The organism is Nocardioides iriomotensis (assembly GCF_004168035.1).
GTDB classification, from domain to species: domain Bacteria; phylum Actinomycetota; class Actinomycetes; order Propionibacteriales; family Nocardioidaceae; genus Nocardioides_B; species Nocardioides_B iriomotensis.
Map to the genome: position 1 here is coordinate 71,345 of NZ_SDPU01000021.1, position 18,477 is coordinate 89,821.

The 18,477-nt window shown below is 72.7% G+C and carries 17 protein-coding genes; 14 read left to right on the plus strand and 3 right to left on the minus strand.

Annotation, left to right across the window (positions count from 1 at the left end; genetic code table 11):
• Positions 1-36 precede the first annotated feature (36 nt).
• The 3 genes from ETU37_RS09670 to serA all read left to right on the plus strand — a co-directional run bounded on the left by ETU37_RS09670 (position 37) and on the right by serA (position 3,496).
• The gene (locus ETU37_RS09670; protein ID WP_206053834.1) at positions 37-918 is read left to right on the plus strand and encodes an ankyrin repeat domain-containing protein; all 882 of its coding nucleotides are present in this window, start codon (positions 37-39) and stop codon (positions 916-918) included.
• Positions 919-995: 77 nt separating this feature from the next.
• Positions 996-1,718, plus strand: coding sequence for a DsbA family oxidoreductase (locus ETU37_RS09675; protein WP_129987054.1), 723 nt, complete (start codon positions 996-998; stop codon positions 1,716-1,718).
• 188 nt (positions 1,719-1,906) lie between these two features.
• Positions 1,907-3,496: a phosphoglycerate dehydrogenase gene (serA, locus tag ETU37_RS09680; RefSeq protein ID WP_129987055.1), complete on the plus strand. Its 1,590-nt coding sequence runs from the start codon at positions 1,907-1,909 to the stop codon at positions 3,494-3,496.
• Here serA and ETU37_RS09685 read toward each other — a convergent pair.
• A complete protein-coding gene (locus ETU37_RS09685; RefSeq protein ID WP_129987056.1) occupies positions 3,486-4,529 on the minus strand; it encodes a TerC/Alx family metal homeostasis membrane protein in 1,044 nt (347 codons plus the stop codon). The genes serA and ETU37_RS09685 overlap by 11 nt on opposite strands.
• Before the next feature lie 258 nt (positions 4,530-4,787).
• A complete protein-coding gene (locus ETU37_RS09690) occupies positions 4,788-5,354 on the minus strand; it encodes an O-methyltransferase (protein ID WP_129987057.1) in 567 nt (188 codons plus the stop codon).
• Positions 5,355-5,873: 519 nt separating this feature from the next.
• Here ETU37_RS09690 and ETU37_RS23855 point away from each other — a divergent pair.
• From ETU37_RS23855 to ETU37_RS09740, 11 genes are all read left to right on the plus strand, one after another.
• The gene (locus ETU37_RS23855; protein ID WP_276319683.1) at positions 5,874-5,996 is read left to right on the plus strand and encodes a hypothetical protein; all 123 of its coding nucleotides are present in this window, start codon (positions 5,874-5,876) and stop codon (positions 5,994-5,996) included.
• Between the two features lie 9 nt (positions 5,997-6,005).
• Positions 6,006-7,106 (plus strand): 3-isopropylmalate dehydrogenase, encoded by a 1,101-nt coding sequence (locus tag ETU37_RS09695; RefSeq protein ID WP_240755653.1) that lies wholly within the window; start codon positions 6,006-6,008, stop codon positions 7,104-7,106.
• Between the two features lie 22 nt (positions 7,107-7,128).
• Positions 7,129-8,226, plus strand: a complete 1,098-nt coding sequence (locus tag ETU37_RS09700; protein ID WP_129987058.1) for a branched-chain amino acid aminotransferase — start codon at positions 7,129-7,131, stop codon at positions 8,224-8,226.
• Between the two features lie 53 nt (positions 8,227-8,279).
• Positions 8,280-9,089 (plus strand): GntR family transcriptional regulator, encoded by an 810-nt coding sequence (locus ETU37_RS09705; protein WP_129987059.1) that lies wholly within the window; start codon positions 8,280-8,282, stop codon positions 9,087-9,089.
• Positions 9,090-9,115: 26 nt separating this feature from the next.
• Positions 9,116-10,111: a dTDP-glucose 4,6-dehydratase gene (gene rfbB, locus ETU37_RS09710; RefSeq protein WP_129987060.1), complete on the plus strand. Its 996-nt coding sequence runs from the start codon at positions 9,116-9,118 to the stop codon at positions 10,109-10,111.
• Between the two features lie 58 nt (positions 10,112-10,169).
• Complete coding sequence (locus ETU37_RS09715) at positions 10,170-11,813, plus strand: serine/threonine-protein kinase (RefSeq protein ID WP_129987061.1); 1,644 nt, start codon at positions 10,170-10,172, stop codon at positions 11,811-11,813.
• A 17-nt stretch (positions 11,814-11,830) separates the two neighbouring features.
• Positions 11,831-12,469: a class I SAM-dependent methyltransferase gene (locus ETU37_RS09720; protein ID WP_129987062.1), complete on the plus strand. Its 639-nt coding sequence runs from the start codon at positions 11,831-11,833 to the stop codon at positions 12,467-12,469.
• Positions 12,466-14,016: a PP2C family protein-serine/threonine phosphatase gene (locus ETU37_RS09725; protein ID WP_129987063.1), complete on the plus strand. Its 1,551-nt coding sequence runs from the start codon at positions 12,466-12,468 to the stop codon at positions 14,014-14,016. Before ETU37_RS09720 ends, ETU37_RS09725 begins: the two co-directional genes overlap by 4 nt.
• Before the next feature lie 148 nt (positions 14,017-14,164).
• A complete protein-coding gene (gene cimA, locus ETU37_RS09730) occupies positions 14,165-15,751 on the plus strand; it encodes a citramalate synthase (RefSeq protein ID WP_129987064.1) in 1,587 nt (528 codons plus the stop codon).
• A gap of 76 nt (positions 15,752-15,827) precedes the next feature.
• Positions 15,828-17,237: an amidase gene (locus tag ETU37_RS09735; protein WP_129987065.1), complete on the plus strand. Its 1,410-nt coding sequence runs from the start codon at positions 15,828-15,830 to the stop codon at positions 17,235-17,237.
• A gap of 10 nt (positions 17,238-17,247) precedes the next feature.
• On the plus strand, positions 17,248-17,652 hold the full coding sequence (locus ETU37_RS09740) for a VOC family protein (RefSeq protein WP_129987066.1): 405 nt from the start codon (positions 17,248-17,250) through the stop codon (positions 17,650-17,652).
• On the opposite strand, the gene ETU37_RS09745 is transcribed toward ETU37_RS09740, so the two are convergent.
• On the minus strand, positions 17,621-18,475 hold the full coding sequence (locus ETU37_RS09745; RefSeq protein WP_206053835.1) for a 3-methyladenine DNA glycosylase: 855 nt from the start codon (positions 18,473-18,475) through the stop codon (positions 17,621-17,623). The genes ETU37_RS09740 and ETU37_RS09745 overlap by 32 nt on opposite strands.
• Positions 18,476-18,477 lie beyond the last annotated feature (2 nt).

Below are 18,477 nucleotides of genomic sequence, written 5' to 3' on the forward strand. Positions count from 1 at the left end.
GTCGGAGCCTAGATCCGAGACGGCATCATCGACGGCATGAGGAGGCTGCCGGTCGTGTCGCTGCTCGCGGCCACCTTGATGGCCGCCTGCACGCCAGAGCAGGCCGCGACCCCGACCCCGGAGGAGCCCACGATGAGCAGCTCGCCCACCTCCGAGGCGCCGGAGCCGTCGCCGCTCGAGCGCGCAGTCGCGGACGGCGACCGCGACCGGGTGCGCGTGCTGCTCGCCCGCGGCGCCTCCGTCGGTACGGCGGACGCCGGGGCGCGAGGTGACCTCGCCGACCTGCTCTCGGCGGCGAGGGACGTGACGCCGTCCGAACGCGGCGACGCCGCCGACGACCGCCGACTGCTCCGAGCCGCCCGGCAGGGCGACGCCGACGTGGCCACCCTCGCGCTCCGCGCCGGCGCGCGGACCGAGACCCGCGACGACCACGAGCGCACGCCGCTGCTGCTCGCGTCGACGTTCGACCGGGTCGCCGTCGCCCGCCTGCTCGTCGCGCTCGGCGCCGATCCCGACGCGCTCGACGACCGGCACGACACGCCCTGGCTTGTGACGGGCGTGACCGGCAGCGTCGCGATGCTGGAGGCGCTGCTGCCGGCCGACCCCGACCTGACGATCCGCAACCGCTACGGCGGCATCTCGGTGATCCCGGCCAGCGAGCGCGGCCACGTCGCCTACGTCCGCCGCGTCGTGCGCACCGGGATCGACGTGAACCACGTCAACGACCTCGGCTGGACCGCGCTGCTGGAGGCGGTGATCCTCGGCGACGGGAGCGCGCCGTACCAGGAGATCGTGCTGACCCTCCTCGACGCCGGCGCCGACCCGGCGATCGCGGACGGCGACGGCGTCACCGCGCTCCAGCACGCCGAGAGCAAGGGTCAGGCCGAGGTGGCGCGGATCCTGCGCCGGGAGGGCTGAGCCAGCCGTCGAACCGGCGTGACCGAGGTCGCGAGCGGAACGGGAAGATCCGTGGCCTTCGTGTGGTTGTGCCCGACATGCGCATCGAGATCTGGTCCGACGTCGTGTGCCCGTGGTGCTTCATCGGCAAGCGCCGCCTGGAGAGCGCGCTCGCCGCGTTCCCGCACCGCGACGAGGTCGAGGTCGAGTACCGCTCGTTCGAGCTCGACCCCTCGGCGCCCACCCCGGCGACCGAGCCGGTGGTCGGCATGCTGGCGCGCAAGTACGGCGTCTCGGTCGAGCAGGCGGGGCAGATGCAGGACCAGGTCACGCAGGTGGCCGCCGAGGTCGGGCTGGAGTACCACCTCGACCGCACGCTGCACGCCAACACCGTCGACGCCCACCGGCTGCTGCACCTCGCGCTCGCCGAGTCCGGCCCGCGCGTGCAGGCCGAGCTGAAGGAGGCGCTGATGACCGCGTACTTCACGCGCGCCGAGGACGTCACCGACCACGACGTGCTGCGCAAGGCCGCGTCCGACGCCGGCCTCGACCCGAGCCGGGTGGACGTGGTGCTCGCGTCGCGCGAGTACGCCGACGCGGTCCGCGCCGACGTCGACCAGGCGCGTGCGTTCGGGGCGAGCGGGGTGCCGTTCTTCGTGGTCGACCGGAAGTTCGGCGTCTCCGGCGCCCAGCCGGTCGAGGTCTTCACCCAGGTGCTCGAGCGGGCGTGGGCCGACAGCCACCCTCAGCTGCAGGTGGTCGGCGACCCGAGCGCCGACGGGGCGGACGGCGCGGTCTGCGGCCCGGAAGGCTGCGACTGAACGAGGTCGGGGCAAGGCACGGGCTGACGCGCCCCGGACACCTCCCACGGGTTACTGAACCGTCCGGTAGTGTTCCCGGTGGGCACAGCGTCGTGCATCGGCCGCCTCCGCGCATCACCGTCATTCGACCGCGGAGACGACGGCCACCTCGAGCCGACCATCACCGAGACACTTCCGAGGACATCGCCGTGAGCAAGCCCGTCGTACTCATCGCCGAAGAGCTCAGCCCCGCCACCGTGGAGGCGCTCGGTCCCGACTTCGAGATCCGTCGGTGCAACGGCGCCGACCGCGCCGAGCTGCTGCCCGCGATCGCCGACGTGGACGCGATCCTGGTCCGCTCCGCCACCAAGGTGGACGCCGAGGCGCTCGCCGCCGCGCAGCGGCTGAAGGTCGTCGCCCGCGCCGGCGTCGGCCTCGACAACGTCGACGTCAAGGCCGCGACGCAGAGCGGCGTCATGGTCGTCAACGCCCCGACGTCCAACATCGTCTCCGCCGCCGAGCTCGCCGTCGCGCTGATGCTCGCGGCCGCCCGCCACGTCGCGCCCGCCAACGCCGCCCTCAAGGACGGCGAGTGGAAGCGCAGCAAGTACACCGGCATCGAGCTCTACGAGAAGACCGTCGGCATCGTCGGTCTCGGCCGCATCGGCGTGCTCGTCGCCCAGCGCCTCAGCGCGTTCGGCATGAAGGTGATCGCCTACGACCCGTACGTCCAGGCCGGCCGGGCCGCGCAGATGGGCGTGCGGCTCGTGACGCTCGACGACCTGCTCGCCGAGGCCGACTTCATGTCGGTCCACCTGCCCAAGACGCCCGAGACCCTGGGCCTGATCGGCGAGGAGCAGCTCGCCAAGGTCAAGCCGAACCTCGTGCTGGTCAACGCCGCCCGCGGTGGCATCGTCGACGAGCACGCGCTGTACGTCGCCCTCAAGGAGGGTCGTGTCGCGGCCGCCGGTGTCGACGTCTTCGCCTCGGAGCCGTGCACCGACAGCCCGCTGTTCGAGTTCGAGAACGTCGTCGCCACGCCGCACCTCGGCGCGTCCACCGACGAGGCGCAGGAGAAGGCCGGCATCGCCGTCGCCAAGTCGGTCCGCCTGGCGCTGTCGGGCGAGCTCGTCCCCGACGCCGTGAACGTGCAGGGCGGCGTCATCGCCGAGGACGTCCGTCCGGGCCTCCCGCTGACCGAGAAGCTCGGCCGCATCTTCACCGCGCTCGCCGGCGAGGTCGCCCAGCAGCTCGACGTCGAGGTGCGCGGCGAGATCACGCAGTACGACGTCAAGGTGCTCGAGCTCGCGGCGCTCAAGGGCGTCTTCGCCGACGTCGTCGAGGAGCAGGTCTCCTATGTCAACGCGCCGCTGCTCGCCGCCGAGCGCGGCGTCGCGGTCCGGCTCGTCACCGATCCCGAGAGCCCCGACCACCGCAACCTGATCACGCTGCGCGGCACTCTCGCCGACGGCACCCAGGTCTCGGTCTCCGGCACGCTGATCGGCATCGCCCAGCGCGAGCGGCTGGTCGAGGTCGACGGCTACGACGTCGACATCGAGCCCACCGAGCACCTCGCGTTCTTCCGCTACGAGGACCGCCCCGGCATGGTCGGCACCGTCGGCCGCATCCTCGGCGACGCCCAGGTCAACATCGCGGGCATGCAGGTCGCCCGCGACACCAAGGGCGGCCACGCCCTCGTGGCCCTCTCCGTCGACTCGGTCATCCCGGTCGACGTGCTGGAGGAGATCCGCGAGGCCATGGACGCCGTCTCGGCGAGGACCGTCGACCTCACCGAGTGAGGTCGACGGGCTCCGGCTCGTCGCTGTCGCGCTCGGCGTCGCGCCGCTCGGCGCGGTTGCTGGCGACCAGGCTGGTCACGACGGTGACCGCCAGGATGCCGACGATCACGCCCAGCGAGGCGAGCGTCGGGATCTCCGGTACCGACTCCCAGCGCAGGTGCGCCCAGTGCAGCACCAGCTTGGCGCCGATGAACGCGAGGATCGCCGCGAGCCCGTAGCCGAGGTGCACGAGCTTGCTCATCGCGCCCTCGAGCACGAAGTAGAGCGCGCGCAGGCCGAGCAGCGCGAACGCGTTGGTCACGAACACCAGGAACGGGTCGCTGGTGATCCCGTAGACGGCCGGCACCGAGTCGACCGCGAACACCACGTCGGTGGCGAGCACCGCCACCACGACGACGGCGAACGGCGTGAGCGCGCGGCGACCGTCGAGCTTCGCGAGCATGCGCGGGCCGTCGTACTCCTCGGTGACGGGCATGAACCGGCGCAGGAACCTCACGCTGCGCAGGCCGTCCTTGTCGACCTCGTGGTCGTGTCCGCTGACCGCGTCCTTGAGGATCTTGACCGCGGTGAGCACGAGGACCGCGCCCAACACCAGGAACGCGAAGTCGAACCGCGAGATCGCGGCCGCGCCGAGCGCGATGAAGATGCCGCGCAGGACCAGCGCGCCGACGATGCCGTAGAGCAGCACCCGCTGCTTGAGCACCTCCGGTACGGCGAACGCGGCGAGCAGCAGCATGAACACGAACAGGTTGTCGACGCTCAGCGACTTCTCGACGAGGTAGCCGGTGAGGTACTCGACGCCCCGCTCGGAGCCGTGCTGCGCCCACACCCAGCCGCCGAAGGCGAGGGGGAGCGCGATGTAGAACGCCGACCAGCCGAGCGCCTCCTTCATGGAGACCTCGTGCGGACGGCGGGTCAGGGCGAAGTCCAGCGCGAGCAGCGCCAGGACGAGCCCGATCGCCACCGCCCACAGGGTGGGAGAGCCGATCGAGTCGAGCGCGGGGGACGTGCCCGCGGCAGCCGTGGGTGGCATGGGTTCTCCTCAGACGGGTCGAGCGCGCCGCCGACGGAACGACGGTCACGCAGGGCGTGGTCTGAGGTCTCCTTCACCGGCAGGCCCTGCTGGGTGCCGGCTCCGGACCGGGACGCGATGCGCCGTACTGACCGATCCGGACGGGTGGAAGTACTCCCCTCGGGAGAAAGACTACCCGGATGGTTGTAGTTGAAACAAACCGAGATCGGTCGTCCGAGCGTGACCCCCAGGTCACGCCCGGACGACCGACAACGGTGGTCAGCGCTTGGTGGCGATGAGCACCGAGGCGTCCTCGGCGACCATGACCTCGACGGTCGTGAACCGGTCGTCGGTCAGCCACTGCTCCCGCAGGATGTCCACCCGGCCCTCGTAGACCGGCGGCCACGACGAGCACGGCGTGAAGTCGTCGAGCACGACCACGCCGCCGGGCTCGACCAGGTCGACGATCGCGTCGGCGCCGGAGTCCTTGGGCTCGCGCGCGTCGAGGAACAGCAGGGAGAACGGCCCGCGGTCGCGCAGCGTCGACCAGTCGGCCGCGACCACCTCGACCTGGTCGTCACCCTTGAAGATCTCGCTTGCGGCCTCGGCCAGCTTGGCGTCGAGCTCGGCGCTGACGATGGTGGCGTCCTCGCGGATGCCGGAGCGCAGCCACGCCGTACCCACCCCGCAGCCGGTGCCCAGCTCCGCCAGCGTCCCGGCGCGGGTCGCCGCGAGGGTGGCCAGCAGCCGCCCGGTCTCGTTGCGGCAGAACGACGCGTAGCCACGCTTGCGGGACACGTCGAACGCGCGCGTGACGATCTCGGGGAGCTCGGGTGGGGCGCTCATCCGGGGTCCCCGACGCGGTGCGGGCGCAGCGAGCAGCGTGGTGGGGTGGTCATCCCGGGGATCATGCCACCCGCCCGCAAGTTGTCCGGTGGCCGGGCGGCGATCTCACATTATGGAAACCTGGGAAAACCCGCCTGCGCCGCAGGACGTCCGGCGTTACCGTGGATCCATCATGCGGAGCTTCTTCGTACTTATCGACCGCCGTGGCGGGGCCTGGTAGCTAGGGCCACCTCGCCGCGGAGTTCGGCATGTCTGGCCCTTCACGAAGAACCTCCGCCGCGAGCACCGCAGAAGCAAGCGCTACCGCGAAGCTCTCTCTGAGATCCCTCCCTCGCACCATCACGTGACCCGTGGGTCCGAGGATCGACCTTCACCGCTGGCAGCGGAGTCCCGGCGTCGGCGACGACGCGCACTCGGAACTCACGAGCGCGAGACCCGGTGGACACCCCGCCGGACCGCTGCCCAGCAGTCCTCTCTCTCGATCCACGACCAAGCAGACGGAGCATCACGATGTACGACATGTACCCCGAGTGGGGTCCCAGCCGGCACTACGACAACAACGCCCCGCAGGACGAGCAGGCGGCCGTCCAGGCCGGACTCGACCTGCGAGACAACGGCGGCCAGCGACCCGACGACAACTAGCCTCGCCGGGTGACCGCAGCAGTGAGCCCAGCCAGCCAGACGTTCCAGCTCGCCGTGATCCCCGGCGACGGCATCGGACCCGAGGTGACCGCCGAGGCCCTCAAGGTCCTCGAGGCTGTCGCGGGGGACGAGGCGAAGTTCGAGCCGACCCGCTACGACCTCGGGGCCGAGCGGTACCTCGCGACCGGTGAGGTGCTTCCCGACTCCGTGCTCGAGGAGATCCGCGGACACGACGCGATCCTCCTCGGGGCCGTCGGTGGCAAGCCGGGCGACCCGAACCTCCCGCCGGGCATCCTGGAGCGTGGGCTGCTGCTCAAGCTGCGGTTCGAGCTGGACCACTACGTCAACCTGCGTCCCTCGCGGATCTACCCCGGAGCGACCTCACCCCTGGCGAACCCGGGGGACGTCGACTTCGTGGTCGTCCGCGAGGGGACGGAGGGGCCGTACGTCGGCAACGGCGGCACGGTCCGGGCCGGCACGCCGGCCGAGATCGCCACCGAGGTCAGCATCAACACGGCCTTCGGTGTCGAGCGCGTCGTCCGCGACGCGTTCGCGCGGGCGCAGAAGCGTCCGCGCAAGAAGCTGACCCTGGTCCACAAGACCAACGTGCTCGTCCACGCCGGCCAGGTGTGGTCGCGGCTCGTCGCCGAGGTCGGGCGGGAGTACGCCGACGTCACCGTCGACTACCTCCACGTCGACGCGGCGACGATCTTCCTCGCGACCGACCCGGCCCGGTTCGACGTGATCGTCACCGACAACCTCTTCGGCGACATCCTCACCGACCTGGCCGCCGCCGTCACCGGAGGCATCGGCCTGGCCGCCAGCGGCAACGTCAACCCCGACCGCACCGCGCCGAGCATGTTCGAGCCCGTCCACGGCTCCGCCCCCGACATCGCGGGCCAGCAGAAGGCCGACCCGACCGCGGCGATCCTGTCCGCGGCGCTCCTCCTGGAGCACCTCGGCCTCGACGCGAAGGCTCGCGCGGTGGAGCAGGCCGTGGTCGACGAGCTCGCCGCTCGCGTCACCGGTGGGGAGGACGGCACCACCGGTCGTAGCACCCCGCTGCGCACCGCCGAGATCGGCGACGCCGTCGCGGCTCGCCTGACCTAGACAGTGGGCTAACGTGCACCACATGGAGACCTCGTTCGAGATCTCCGTCACGCCGTCGACCGACCCCGTCGGTGACGCGCGCCTGGCGGAGATCCTGGCCGCGCCGGGCTTCGGCACCCATTTCACCGACCACATGTACGTCGTGGAGTGGACCCCCGACCAGGGTTGGCACGACGCCCGCGTCACGCCGTACGCCCCGCTCAGCATCGACCCCGCGACCGCGGTCCTGCACTACGCGCAGGAGATCTTCGAGGGGATGAAGGCCTACCGCCACGCGGACGGCTCGGTCTGGACGTTCCGGCCGGAGGCCAACGCCGAGCGGATGATGCGCTCCGCGCGCCGGCTCGCGCTGCCCGAGCTCCCGGTCGGCGACTTCGTCGCCTCGGTCGACGCGCTGGTGCGCGCCGACGAGCGCTGGGTGCCCGACCCGGCGGGGGAGAAGTCCCTGTACCTGCGGCCGTTCATGTTCGCCTCCGAGGTGTTCCTCGGCGTGCGGCCGGCCAAGCACGTCACCTACATGGTCATCGCCTCGCCCGCCGGCGCCTACTTCGCCCGCGGCCCCGTCCCGGTGTCGATCTGGCTGAGCGAGGAGTACACCCGCGCCGGCCGCGGCGGGATGGGCGCGGCCAAGACCGGCGGCAACTACGCCAGCTCGCTCGTCGCGCAGCAGGAGGCGATCGAGCAGGGCTGCGACCAGGTCGCGTTCCTCGACGCCGCGGAGGGGAAGTACGTCGAGGAGCTCGGCGGGATGAACCTCTACTTCGTCCACGACGACGGCTCGATCGTCACCCCCGAGCTGTCCGGCACGATCCTCGAGGGGATCACGCGCTCCTCGATCGTCGAGCTGTGCGGCAAGCTCGGCCACCAGGTCGACGAGCGCAGGTTCTCGGTCGACGAGTGGCGCGAGGGTGTCGCGTCCGGACGGATCGCCGAGGTCTTCGCCTGCGGCACCGCCGCGGTCGTCACGCCGGTCGGCACCCTGAAGTGGGCCGGTGGCGAGGTCACGAGCGGCAACGGCACCGACGCCGGCCCGGTCACGCAGAAGGTGCGGCAGACCCTGGTCGACATCCAGTACGGCCGCGCCGAGGACACCTTCGGCTGGATGCACCAGGTCTGCTGAACCGGCAGCCCCAGGCTTGACAGCAGTTGTATTGCCATGTGCAATACAACTCTATGACAAGTGCCCGGTACCGTGAGGTCGCCGACGACCTGCGCGAGCGCATCGCGCTCGGTGACGTCGGCGGCTCCGGCCAGCTCGAGAGCGAGGCCGAGCTCGGCGCGCGCTACGCGACGAGCCGGGTCACCGTGCGCAAGGCGCTCGAGCTGCTCCGCGAGCGCGGGCTCGTCGAGAGCCGGCGCGGCGCCGGGTGGTTCGTCGCCGGCGGGTCGTTCTCGCAGCCGCTGGCGCTCGGGTCGTTCAGCCACGCCGCCTCGGCCGTCGCCGCGTCGGGCGAGCAGCTCACCCGCCGCGTCGTGTCGTTCGGCTGGCAAGTGCCGCCCGCGCCGGTGGTGGCAGCGCTCGCGCTCACCGGCCCGGCCGCCGCCGACGAGGCGCTCCGCTGCCGGTCCGTGCGCACGGTCGCCGACCGGCCGCTCGACCTCGTCACCGAGTGGGTGCCCGGCCCCCTCGCCGGACGGCTCTCGCGCGACGACGCGAGCGAGCCCGGGCTGTGGCAGACCCTCGCCCGCCAGGGCCACCACGTCGGCTCCGTCCACCAGACCATCACCGCCGCGGTCGCGGGGGAGGACGACGCCGCGCTGCTCGAGGTCGCCGCCGGCACCCCCCTCCTCGTCGTACGCCGCCTCGCCCGCACGCCCGAGGGCACCCCGATGGCGCTGTCGGACCACCGCTACCTCGCGCACCGGTTCTCGCTCGAGGTGGAGTTCCACGAGTGGTCGCCCGGCGGCACCGACGGCCCGCCCGGCCTGCGCGAGACCGCCGACGCGACCGACCCGGCCCGCCCCATCACCGACCAGTCCTGAGAAGCGAACCCAGAGGAGACAGACAGATGCGAGTGCTCGTGACCGGTGGCGCCGGCTTCATCGGCGCCAACTTCGTGCTGCGCACGGCCCGGACCCGCCCCGACTGGCAGGTCACGGTGATCGACGCGCTGACCTACGCCGGCAACGAGGCCAGCCTGGCGCCGGTCGCCGACCGGATCCGCTTCGTCAAGGGCTCGATCGCCGACGAGGAGCTCGTCGACTCGCTCGTCAAGGACGCCGACGTGGTCGTGCACTTCGCCGCCGAGAGCCACAACGACAACTCGCTGTCGAACCCCTGGCCCTTCATGGAGGCCAACGTCATCGGCACCTACCGCCTGCTCGAGGCGGTCCGCAAGCACGGCGTCCGGCTGCACCACATCTCCACCGACGAGGTGTACGGCGACCTCGAGCTCGACGACCCCGACCGGTTCACCGAGCTCACCCCGGTCAACCCGTCCTCGCCGTACAGCGCGAGCAAGGCCTCGGCCGACCTGCTCGTCCGCGCCTGGATCCGCAGCTTCGGCATCGAGGCCACGCTGTCCAACTGCTCCAACAACTACGGCCCGCTGCAGCACGTCGAGAAGTTCATCCCGCGCCAGATCACCGGCATCCTCCAGGGCGTGAAGCCGAAGCTCTACGGCAGCGGCGAGAACGTCCGCGACTGGATCCACGTCGACGACCACAACGACGCCGTCGTCGCGATCATCGAGCAGGGCCGGGTCGGCCAGACCTACCTCATCGGCGCCGACGGCGAGCAGAACAACCGCGCGATCATCCGGCTGCTGCTCGAGGTGATGGACAAGCCGGCCGACTGGTTCGAGCACGTCAACGACCGGCCGGGTCACGACCTGCGCTACGCCATCGACTCCTCCAAGCTGCGCGCGGAGACGGACTGGCGGCCGCAGTACGCCGACATCCACGACGGCCTGCGCCAGACGATCGACTGGTACCGCGCCAACGAGGCCTGGTGGCTGCCGCAGAAGGAGGCCACCGAGGCGGCGTACGCCAAGATCGGCCGCTGACCACCCGGTTGTCGCGTCGGACGCCTCCGCGGGGGCCGCGCTCCCGTACCGTTGTGCCGTGACGACCAGCCCGCAGACGCCGACCGACCTGTACGTCGGCGACTACCGCGTCCTCGCCAAGATCGGCGAGGGCGGCATGGGTGTCGTCCACCTCGCGCAGGCGCCCGACGGCAGCCGCGTCGCGCTCAAGGTGCTGCGCCCGCACGTCATCGGCGACGACGAGGCCCGCGAACGGCTCGCGCGCGAGGTCGAGTCGCTGCGGCGGGTCACCAGCCCGCGGGTCGCCGAGGTGCTCGACGCCGACCCGTGGGGGGAGACACCGTTCGTCGCGACCCGCTACGTCCCCGGGCTGTCGCTGCACCAGCACGTCCGCGCCGAGGGCCGGATCCGCGACGACGACCTGCGGCACTTCGCGGCCGGGCTCGCCGAGGCGGTGATCGCGGTGCACCAGGTGGGCGTGCTGCACCGCGACATCAAGCCGTCCAACGTTCTGCTCGAGGGCCGCTCGCCGGTGCTGATCGACTTCGGCCTGGCCCGCTTGGCGGAGGACCCGCGGCTGACCCACACCGGCTGGCTGCTCGGCACGCCGGGCTACCTCGCCCCCGAGATCCTGTACGGCGAGGACGCCACCACCGCCTCCGACGTGCACGCCTGGGCGGCCACCGTCGTGTTCGCCGCGACCGGCCGACCGCCGTTCGGCACCGGCCCCGCGATGGCGATCATGGACCGTGTCCGCCGCGGTGAGCACGACCTGTCCGGTGTCCCCGAGTCGCTCTACCCCCTCGTCCTCGCCGGGCTCGCGCCCGAACCCGAGGACCGGCCCACCACCGGCGCCGTCGTGGCCGCGCTGCGCGGCGGCACCCCGTCGAGCGCCCCCGCCGACGCCGCGGCGCCGGCCGACCCGCCGCCCACGATGCCGTGGATGGTCGCCGACCACGGCGCCGCACCCACCACGACGGTGCAGCCCGCCACGCCCGGCACCAAGCCGCTCACCGTGCTGGCACCGCCCGTGGTCCCGGCGCGGGAGCCGTTCCAGCAGCCCGCTGCCGCCGCCCGCGCCTCACGGCCGCCGTCACTCCTGCCCGCGGGCGCGATGCGGCAGCCGAGCAGCGGCAGCGCGCGGCTGCAGCGGTCGCTCCTGCTCGGTGGGGGGTTCGCGACCGGAGCGGTCGCGTTCGGCGTCGCGCCGTACCTCGCCTTCGCGACGTTCGCCGTGCTCGCGCTCGTCGTGCGCACCCTGTCGTGGACCACCGAGTCCGCGCGCGAGCGGCAGCACCGGCGCGGCCGCCGGGCCTGGTACGACGCACCGCTGACCGTGCTGACCACTCCCTGGTACCTCGTCGTCGCCACGGGCGGCACCCTGCTCCTGCTGGTCTGGGCCGGGACGCTCGCCTCGATCCTCGGCGTGGCCGGGCTGCTGTTCCGGGCCCCCTCCGCCGCGTTGCTCGTCGCGACCGGGGCCCTGTTCACGCTCGGTCTCTGGTCCGGCCCGGGCTCCAAGCGGCTGCGACTGCCGGTCCGCCGCGGCGTCGTGTCGGTGACCCGCGACGTGTGGATCGGCTGGACCGTCGTCGCGGGCGTCGCGATCGTGCTGGGCGCGCTGGCGTGGATGCTGCTGGCCGGCGAGCCCTCCTGGTCGCCGCAGCCCGGACCGCCGTGGCGCGAGGGCACCCTGCTCGGCACGCTGCGGGCCTGGCTCTGACGAGGACGGGCGCTGACGTGGACTGGCACGACTGGTACCGGGACTACGACGACCCTGGCTCCGACCTCTCGCGACGCCTCCGCTCCGTGCAGGCGTCGCTGCGGGCCTGGCTCGACCGGGCCGGCGACGGTCCGCTGCGCATCGTGAGCGCCTGCGCGGGAGACGGCCGCGACCTGCTCGAGGTGCTCGCCGGGCACCCGGCGGCGCCGCGGGTGACCGCTCGGCTCGTCGAGCTGGACGACGCGCTCGCCCAGCGGGCCGAGGACGTCGCGTCGGCCGCCGGGCTCGACGGCGTCGAGGTGGTCCGCGGCGACGCGGGACGGACCGACAGCTACGCCGGCATGGTGCCCGCCGACCTCGTGCTCTGGTGCGGCGTGTTCGGCAATCTCGGCGACGAGGACGTCCGGGCCACCATCCGCACCACCCGCCAGCTCGCCGCACCCGGAGCGCACGTGGTGTGGACTCGCGGCACCTGTCGCGGCCGCGACGACGTCGAGCCGACGGACGCGATCGGTGCCTGGTTCACCGACGCGGAGTTCGAGCTCGTCTCCCTCGACATGCCCGCCGACACGACGTACCGCGTCGGCGTGCACCGGTACGGCGGACGCACCGAACCGCTCGACCCCGGCCGCACCTTCTTCGCGTTCGTCCGATGAACCGCGTGTCGCTGAGCATGCGGCTCATCGCACTGCTGGCGCTCCTGGCCGTCGTGATCACCACCGTCACGGTCGTCCTCGTCCTCGCGATCAACCGGGTGAACGACAACCGGATGCTCGTCGCCTCCCGCTTCCAGCCGGCCAGCGTGCAGTCGCGCGCACTCCTCGTCGGGCTCGTCGACCAGGAGACCGGTCAGCGCGGCTACGTGCTCACCGGTGACGACGCCTTCCTCGACCCCTACCGCGAGGGCCGCCGTGACGTGGCGCGGTCACTGGCGTCGCTGCGCAAGGAGTTCCCCGACGACGCCGAGATGCTCGCCGCGATCGACGAGGTCGAGACGGCCGCCGAGACCTGGCAGCAGGTCGGCGCCCGGCCGGAGATCGCCGCCCGCCGGGCCGACGAGTTCGACGTCGCCCAGGAGCTGGTGCGGGTCGGGCGCGGCAAGCGGGCGTTCGAGGAGGTGCGCGTCCAGGTCGCGCAGCTGCAGACGCTCATCGACCTCCGGCTCGCGGCCGCCCGCCAGGAGGACCGCGAGAACCTTCGGCTGCTCCGGCTCACCGGCGTGATCGGGGTCGGCGCCGTCGTCCTCATCGTCGGGCTCACGGCGTACCTCCTGCGCCGCTGGGCGCTGGTCCCGCTGCAGACCCTGCGACGACGCATGCGCGCGGTGGCCGGTGGTCACCTCGACGACGAGGTGATCGTGGAGGGTCCGCCCGAGATCGCGGCGGTGTCCCACGACGCGGAGAGCATGCGGCGGCGGATCCTCACCGAGCTCGACGCCGCGCGGGGTGCGACCGAGGCGCTGCTGCAGCACAGCCCGGTGGTGGCCGCGCTCGGCTCCGCCCTGGCCGGCGGTTCGCCCCAGCAGGTGGGGCCGGTCGCGGTCTCGGGCACCGTCCTGGCGGCCGAGGGCGTGCTCGCCGGCGACACGTGGCACGTCCTGCACCGGCCGAGCGGCAGCACCGCCGCCCTCGTCACCGACGTCTCCGGGCACGGCCCCGAGGCCGGGCTGGTCGCGTTCGCGTTCAAGCAGCGGCTCGGAGCCCTGCTCGCGACCGACCTCGGTCTGCTCGACGCGTTCGAGCGGGCCGCCATCTGGACCGTCCGCGACGACGAGCGCTTCGTCACCGCCGCCGTCGTCGAGGTCCACGACGACGGCCGGCTCGTCTGGGTCAACGCCGGGCACCCCGCGCCGCTGGTCCTCGGTGGTCCCTTTGCCGGGGTCCGCGCGCAGCTCGAGCAGACCGGGCCGATCGTCTCGTCGGTGTCGTCGGGCTGGACGGCCGAGGAGATGCGTCTCGCGCCCGGCGAGCTGGTGCTGATCTACACCGATGGCGTCGTCGAGGCGCGCGACCCCGAGGGCAACGAGCTGGGGGAGCAGGGGCTCGTCGCCGCGCTCTCAGGCATCGTCCCGTGGACGCCCGACGCGGTCGTGCTGCGGGTCGGCGACGTCGTACGCCGCTTCGACAAGGGCGTCCGGCGCGACGACGTCACCTGCGTGGCGCTCGGGTACGCCCGATCGGATCCTGGGACAACGGTTCCATGACCCGGACGCGGGTGGCAGACTCGGGAGCGTGCAGCGGCAGATCATTATCAGCTAGCGCGACCGGCACCCGCCGATCGCGCTGACCTCTCGTTCCCGACGGGAGGTCTTTTTGTTGCCGCCGATCCGCCCCCGGACCAGAGGACCCCGCGTGACCACCGACCAGTTCCACGTCTACGACACGACGCTCCGCGACGGCGCCCAGCAGGAAGGGCTGAACCTCTCGGTGGCCGACAAGCTGACCATCGCGCGCCAGCTCGACGGCCTGGGCGTGGGCTACATCGAGGGCGGCTGGCCGGGCGCCAACCCCAAGGACACCGAGTTCTTCCGGCGCGCGAAGGACGAGCTGAAGCTCGACCACGCCCAGCTCGCGGCGTTCGGCGCCACCCGCCGGGCCGGCGTGAAGGCCGCCGACGACCCGCTCGTCGCGGCCCTGCGCGACTCCGGCGCCGGAGTGGTCACCCTGGTCGCCAAGTCGCACGACCGGCACGTCGAGCTCGCGCTGCGCACCACGCTCCAGGAGAACCTCGCGATGGTGCGCGACACGGTTAGCCACCTCAAGGCCGAGGGCCAGCGGGTGTTCCTCGACGCCGAGCACTTCTTCGACGGCTACCGCGACAACCGCGACTACGCGCTCGAGGTGCTCCGCACGGCGTACGACGCCGGCGCCGACGTGGTCGCGCTCTGCGACACCAACGGCGGCATGCTCCCGCCCTGGGTCGGCGACGTCGTGGACGACGTCATCCAGTCGACCGGGGTGCGCGTCGGCATCCACTGCCACAACGACACCGGCTGCGCCGTCGCCAACACGCTCGCCGCGGTCGAGGCCGGCGCGACGCACGTGCAGGGCACGCTCAACGGGTACGGCGAGCGCACCGGCAACGCCGACCTCGTCTCCGTCGTCGCCAACCTCGAGCTCAAGCTGGACCGGCAGGTGCTGCCCGGCGGGCTGCTCCGGGAGGCCACCCGGATCGCCCACGCCGTCGCCGACGTGACGAACTTCCCGCCCGCGTCGCGCCAGCCCTACGTCGGGGTCAGCGCCTTCGCGCACAAGGCCGGCCTGCACGCCAGCGCGATCAAGGTCGACCCGAACCTCTACCAGCACCTCGACCCGGTCGCCGTCGGCAACGACATGCGGCTGCTGGTCAGCGACATGGCCGGCCGCGCGTCGATCGAGCTGAAGGGCCGCGAGCTCGGCTTCGACCTGGCCGGCGACCGCGACCTGGTCACCCGCGTCACCGAGCGGGTGAAGGAGCTCGAGTCGCAGGGCCACACCTTCGAGGCGGCCGACGCGTCCTTCGAGCTGCTGCTCGTCGAGGAGGTCGAGGGGGTCCGCCCGTCGTACTTCGACGTCGAGTCCTGGCGCGTCATCACCGACTCCCGGCCCGGCGGCGAGGCGGTGTCGGAGGCGACCATCAAGCTGCACGCCGGCGGCGCCCGCATCATCACCACCGGCGAGGGCAACGGCCCGGTCAACGCGCTCGACCACGCGTTCCGCGAGGCGATCGGCCAGGCCTACCCGGAGGTCGCGAAGTTCGAGCTCATCGACTACAAGGTGCGGATCCTCGACCAGGGCCACGGCACCGACGCCGTCACGCGGGTGCTGATCGAGACGACCGACGGGGAGTCGTCGTGGGTCACCGTCGGCGTGGGCGCCAACGTCATCGAGGCCTCGTGGGGCGCCCTGGTCGACGGCGTCACCTTCGGCCTGCGCCGGCAGGGCGAGAGGCCCCGGTAGACCCCGATTCGTCCGCGATATTGCGTCCGTCGTGCGCTGAGCAGTCGCGGACGAATCGGGGTTGTAGCGTCGGCCCATGGCCGAGCTGCACGACCTGACCGCGCTGGAGCAGGGCGAGGCGGTACGCCGCCGCGAGGTGTCGCCGGTCGAGCTCGTCGACCACTACCTCGCCCGGGTCGAGCGGCTCTCCGACGAGGTGGGCGCGTTCGTCACGATCACCGACGACCTCGCCCGGAAGCAGGCGCTGCTGGCCGAGTCCCGTGCCGGGCAGGGCGGGCCCCTGTTCGGTGTCCCCACCGCGGTCAAGGACCTCAACCTCACGGCCGGCGTCCGCACGACCTTCGGCTCGGCGGTGATGAGCGACTACGTGCCGCAGGTGTCCGACGAGGTCGTGCTGCGCATGGAGGACGCCGGGACGATCAGCCTCGGCAAGACGTCGACGCCGGAGTTCGGCTCGCCCTGCTACACCGAGCCCGACGTCGCGCCGCCCTCCCGCACGCCGTACGACCTGAGCCGGATGGCCGGCGGCTCCAGCGGCGGCGCCGGCGCAGCGGTCGCGGCCGGGCTCGTGCCGGTCGCGCAGGGGTCCGACGGTGGCGGGTCGATCCGGATCCCGGCGAGCTGCTGCGGGCTCGTCGGCTTCAAGCCCAGCCGCGGCCGGGTCAGCGGCAGCCCGATGTACGGCGACCCGGTCGGCCTCGGCATCGCCGGACCGCTCGCGCGCACCGTGCGCGACGCCGCCGCCTTCCTCGACGTGATCGCGGGACCTGCGGTGGGCGACCCGTTCTGGGCCGCGCCGCTGCCCGGCGACGAGACGTACCTCGACTGGTGCGACCGCGCGCCCGGCCGGCTGCGGGTCGCCCGCTTCGCCGACCCGGTGATCGCCGACGCGCACGTGCACCCCGAAGTGCTGCGTGCCTACGACGACGCGAGCCGGCTGCTGGAGGCGCTCGGCCACGACGTCGAGGACGTCGACGTGCCGCTGCCGCCCGACGCGACGCGGGTGTTCGAGACCTGCTGGGCCGTGCTCACCGCGCTGTCGGCCGCGCCACCCGGCCGCGAGCACGAGCTCCGCCCGCTCACTCGCTGGCTGGGCGACCTCGGTCGCAAGGTGTCAGGGCCGGAGTTCGGCCTCGCGCTCGGCGAGCTGCGCCGGATCGCGGCGCGCGCGCTCACCCGGCTGGCGCCGTACGACGCCGTGCTCACCCCGACGCTGGCGCAGCCGCCCCTGCCCGTCGGCGCGCTCCGCGACGACGCCGACCCGGCCAAGGACTTCCAGAACCAGAAGGAGTTCACGCCCTGGACCTCCGCCTGGAACGTCACCGGCATGCCGGCGGTCTCGCTGCCGCTGCACGTGACACCCGACGGGCTGCCGGTCGGCGTGATGCTCGCCGCGCGGCCGGGGCAGGACCACGTGCTGTTCGCGCTGGCCGCGCAGGTCGAGGAGGCCGTGCCGTGGCTGGACAGGCACCCGCCCTGCTGGTGAGGTGAGCCGTATGTCGCTCACGCCGTACATCGCCGTCACGGACGCCCGCGCCGCCCTCGACTGGTACGTCGCGCACCTCGGCGCGCGGGTGACGTTCGACCCGATCGTGATGCCCGACGGGCGGGTCGGGCACAGCGAGCTCACCGTCTCCAACGCTCACGGTGACGCGCGCTGGATGATGGCCGACGAGCACCCGGAGATCCAGGTCGAGGCGCCCGCGCCGGGTCGCGGCAACGACGTCACGCTGCACCTCGAGGTCGACGACGTCGACGGCGTTGTCGAGGCCATGGTCGGCGGCGGTGCGGTGCTCGACCGTGGGCCGGAGGACAACCCGGTCGGGCGGGTCGCCGTCGTGCGGGACCCGTTCGGGCACCGGTGGTTCCTCAACCAGCCAGCAGCCGCTCGCACTCCTTGACCAGCGCGTCCCGCAGCGGCGCGCCGCGCTCGGCGAACGACCGCTGCGCGGCGACGTACTCCTGCTTGCCCTCCGTCGTCTCGACGCGGACGGGGGAGTAGCCCAGCCCGCTCAGGTCGTACGGCGACGCGCGCATGTCGAGCACGCGGATGTCGCGGGCGAGGGCGAAGCAGTCGGCCACGAGCTCCGACGGCACCATCGGCGTGAGCCGGAAGGCGTGCTTGTAGAGATCCATCCCGGCGTGCAGGCAGCCCGGCTGCTCGAACGACGCCCGGTCGTCGCGGCCGGGCTGCAGGGTGTTGCGCGGCCGGGCCGGCGCGGTGAAGAAGCGGAACGCGTCGAAGTGGCTGCACGCGATCCGGTGCCCCTCGACGACCTCGTCGGTGCCTGAGGGGCCGAGCCGCAGCGGCAAGGACGCGTGCCGCACGGACTCCTGGTCGAGCCGGTAGACCATCGCCCACTCGTGCATGCCGAAGCAGCCGAGCTGCGCCGGCCGCGACGCGGTCGCCCGCAGCAGCCGCAGCAGCGTGGTCAGCAGCACGTGCTGCGACGCGACGTGCTCGTCGGCGACGGTCGCGCCACCCGGCACGGACGTGTAGCCCTTGAAGGACAGGTGCTCGGCCGAGGGGACGACCACGCCGTACCCCGGGTGCCAGCGGCGCAGCGCCGCCGGCCGCTGGGAGTAGTAGCTGAAGAGGAAGTCGTGGACCGGGTGCGGGAGACCCTCGCGGCGGCGCTCGAGGTGGCGCGCGACCCAGGCGTCGACGCGCGCCTCGTGCGCGGTCCGGCGCGCCCGCGCCTGCCGTGTCGTCAGCACCTCCACAG

What these genes read in the sequence shown, in the direction of transcription:
- ETU37_RS09670 (WP_206053834.1), top strand. Translation starts at nt 37, where the DNA reads ATGAGGAGGCTGCCGGTCGTGTCGCTGCTCGCGGCCACCTTGATGGCC.
- ETU37_RS09675 (WP_129987054.1), top strand. Translation starts at nt 996, where the DNA reads ATGCGCATCGAGATCTGGTCCGACGTCGTGTGCCCGTGGTGCTTCATC.
- ETU37_RS09685 (WP_129987056.1), bottom strand. Translation starts at nt 4,529, where the DNA reads ATGCCACCCACGGCTGCCGCGGGCACGTCCCCCGCGCTCGACTCGATC.
- ETU37_RS09690 (WP_129987057.1), bottom strand. Translation starts at nt 5,354, where the DNA reads ATGAGCGCCCCACCCGAGCTCCCCGAGATCGTCACGCGCGCGTTCGAC.
- ETU37_RS23855 (WP_276319683.1), top strand. Translation starts at nt 5,874, where the DNA reads ATGTACCCCGAGTGGGGTCCCAGCCGGCACTACGACAACAACGCCCCG.
- ETU37_RS09700 (WP_129987058.1), top strand. Translation starts at nt 7,129, where the DNA reads ATGGAGACCTCGTTCGAGATCTCCGTCACGCCGTCGACCGACCCCGTC.
- ETU37_RS09705 (WP_129987059.1), top strand. Translation starts at nt 8,280, where the DNA reads ATGACAAGTGCCCGGTACCGTGAGGTCGCCGACGACCTGCGCGAGCGC.
- rfbB (WP_129987060.1), top strand. Translation starts at nt 9,116, where the DNA reads ATGCGAGTGCTCGTGACCGGTGGCGCCGGCTTCATCGGCGCCAACTTC.
- ETU37_RS09725 (WP_129987063.1), top strand. Translation starts at nt 12,466, where the DNA reads ATGAACCGCGTGTCGCTGAGCATGCGGCTCATCGCACTGCTGGCGCTC.
- ETU37_RS09735 (WP_129987065.1), top strand. Translation starts at nt 15,828, where the DNA reads ATGGCCGAGCTGCACGACCTGACCGCGCTGGAGCAGGGCGAGGCGGTA.
- ETU37_RS09740 (WP_129987066.1), top strand. Translation starts at nt 17,248, where the DNA reads ATGTCGCTCACGCCGTACATCGCCGTCACGGACGCCCGCGCCGCCCTC.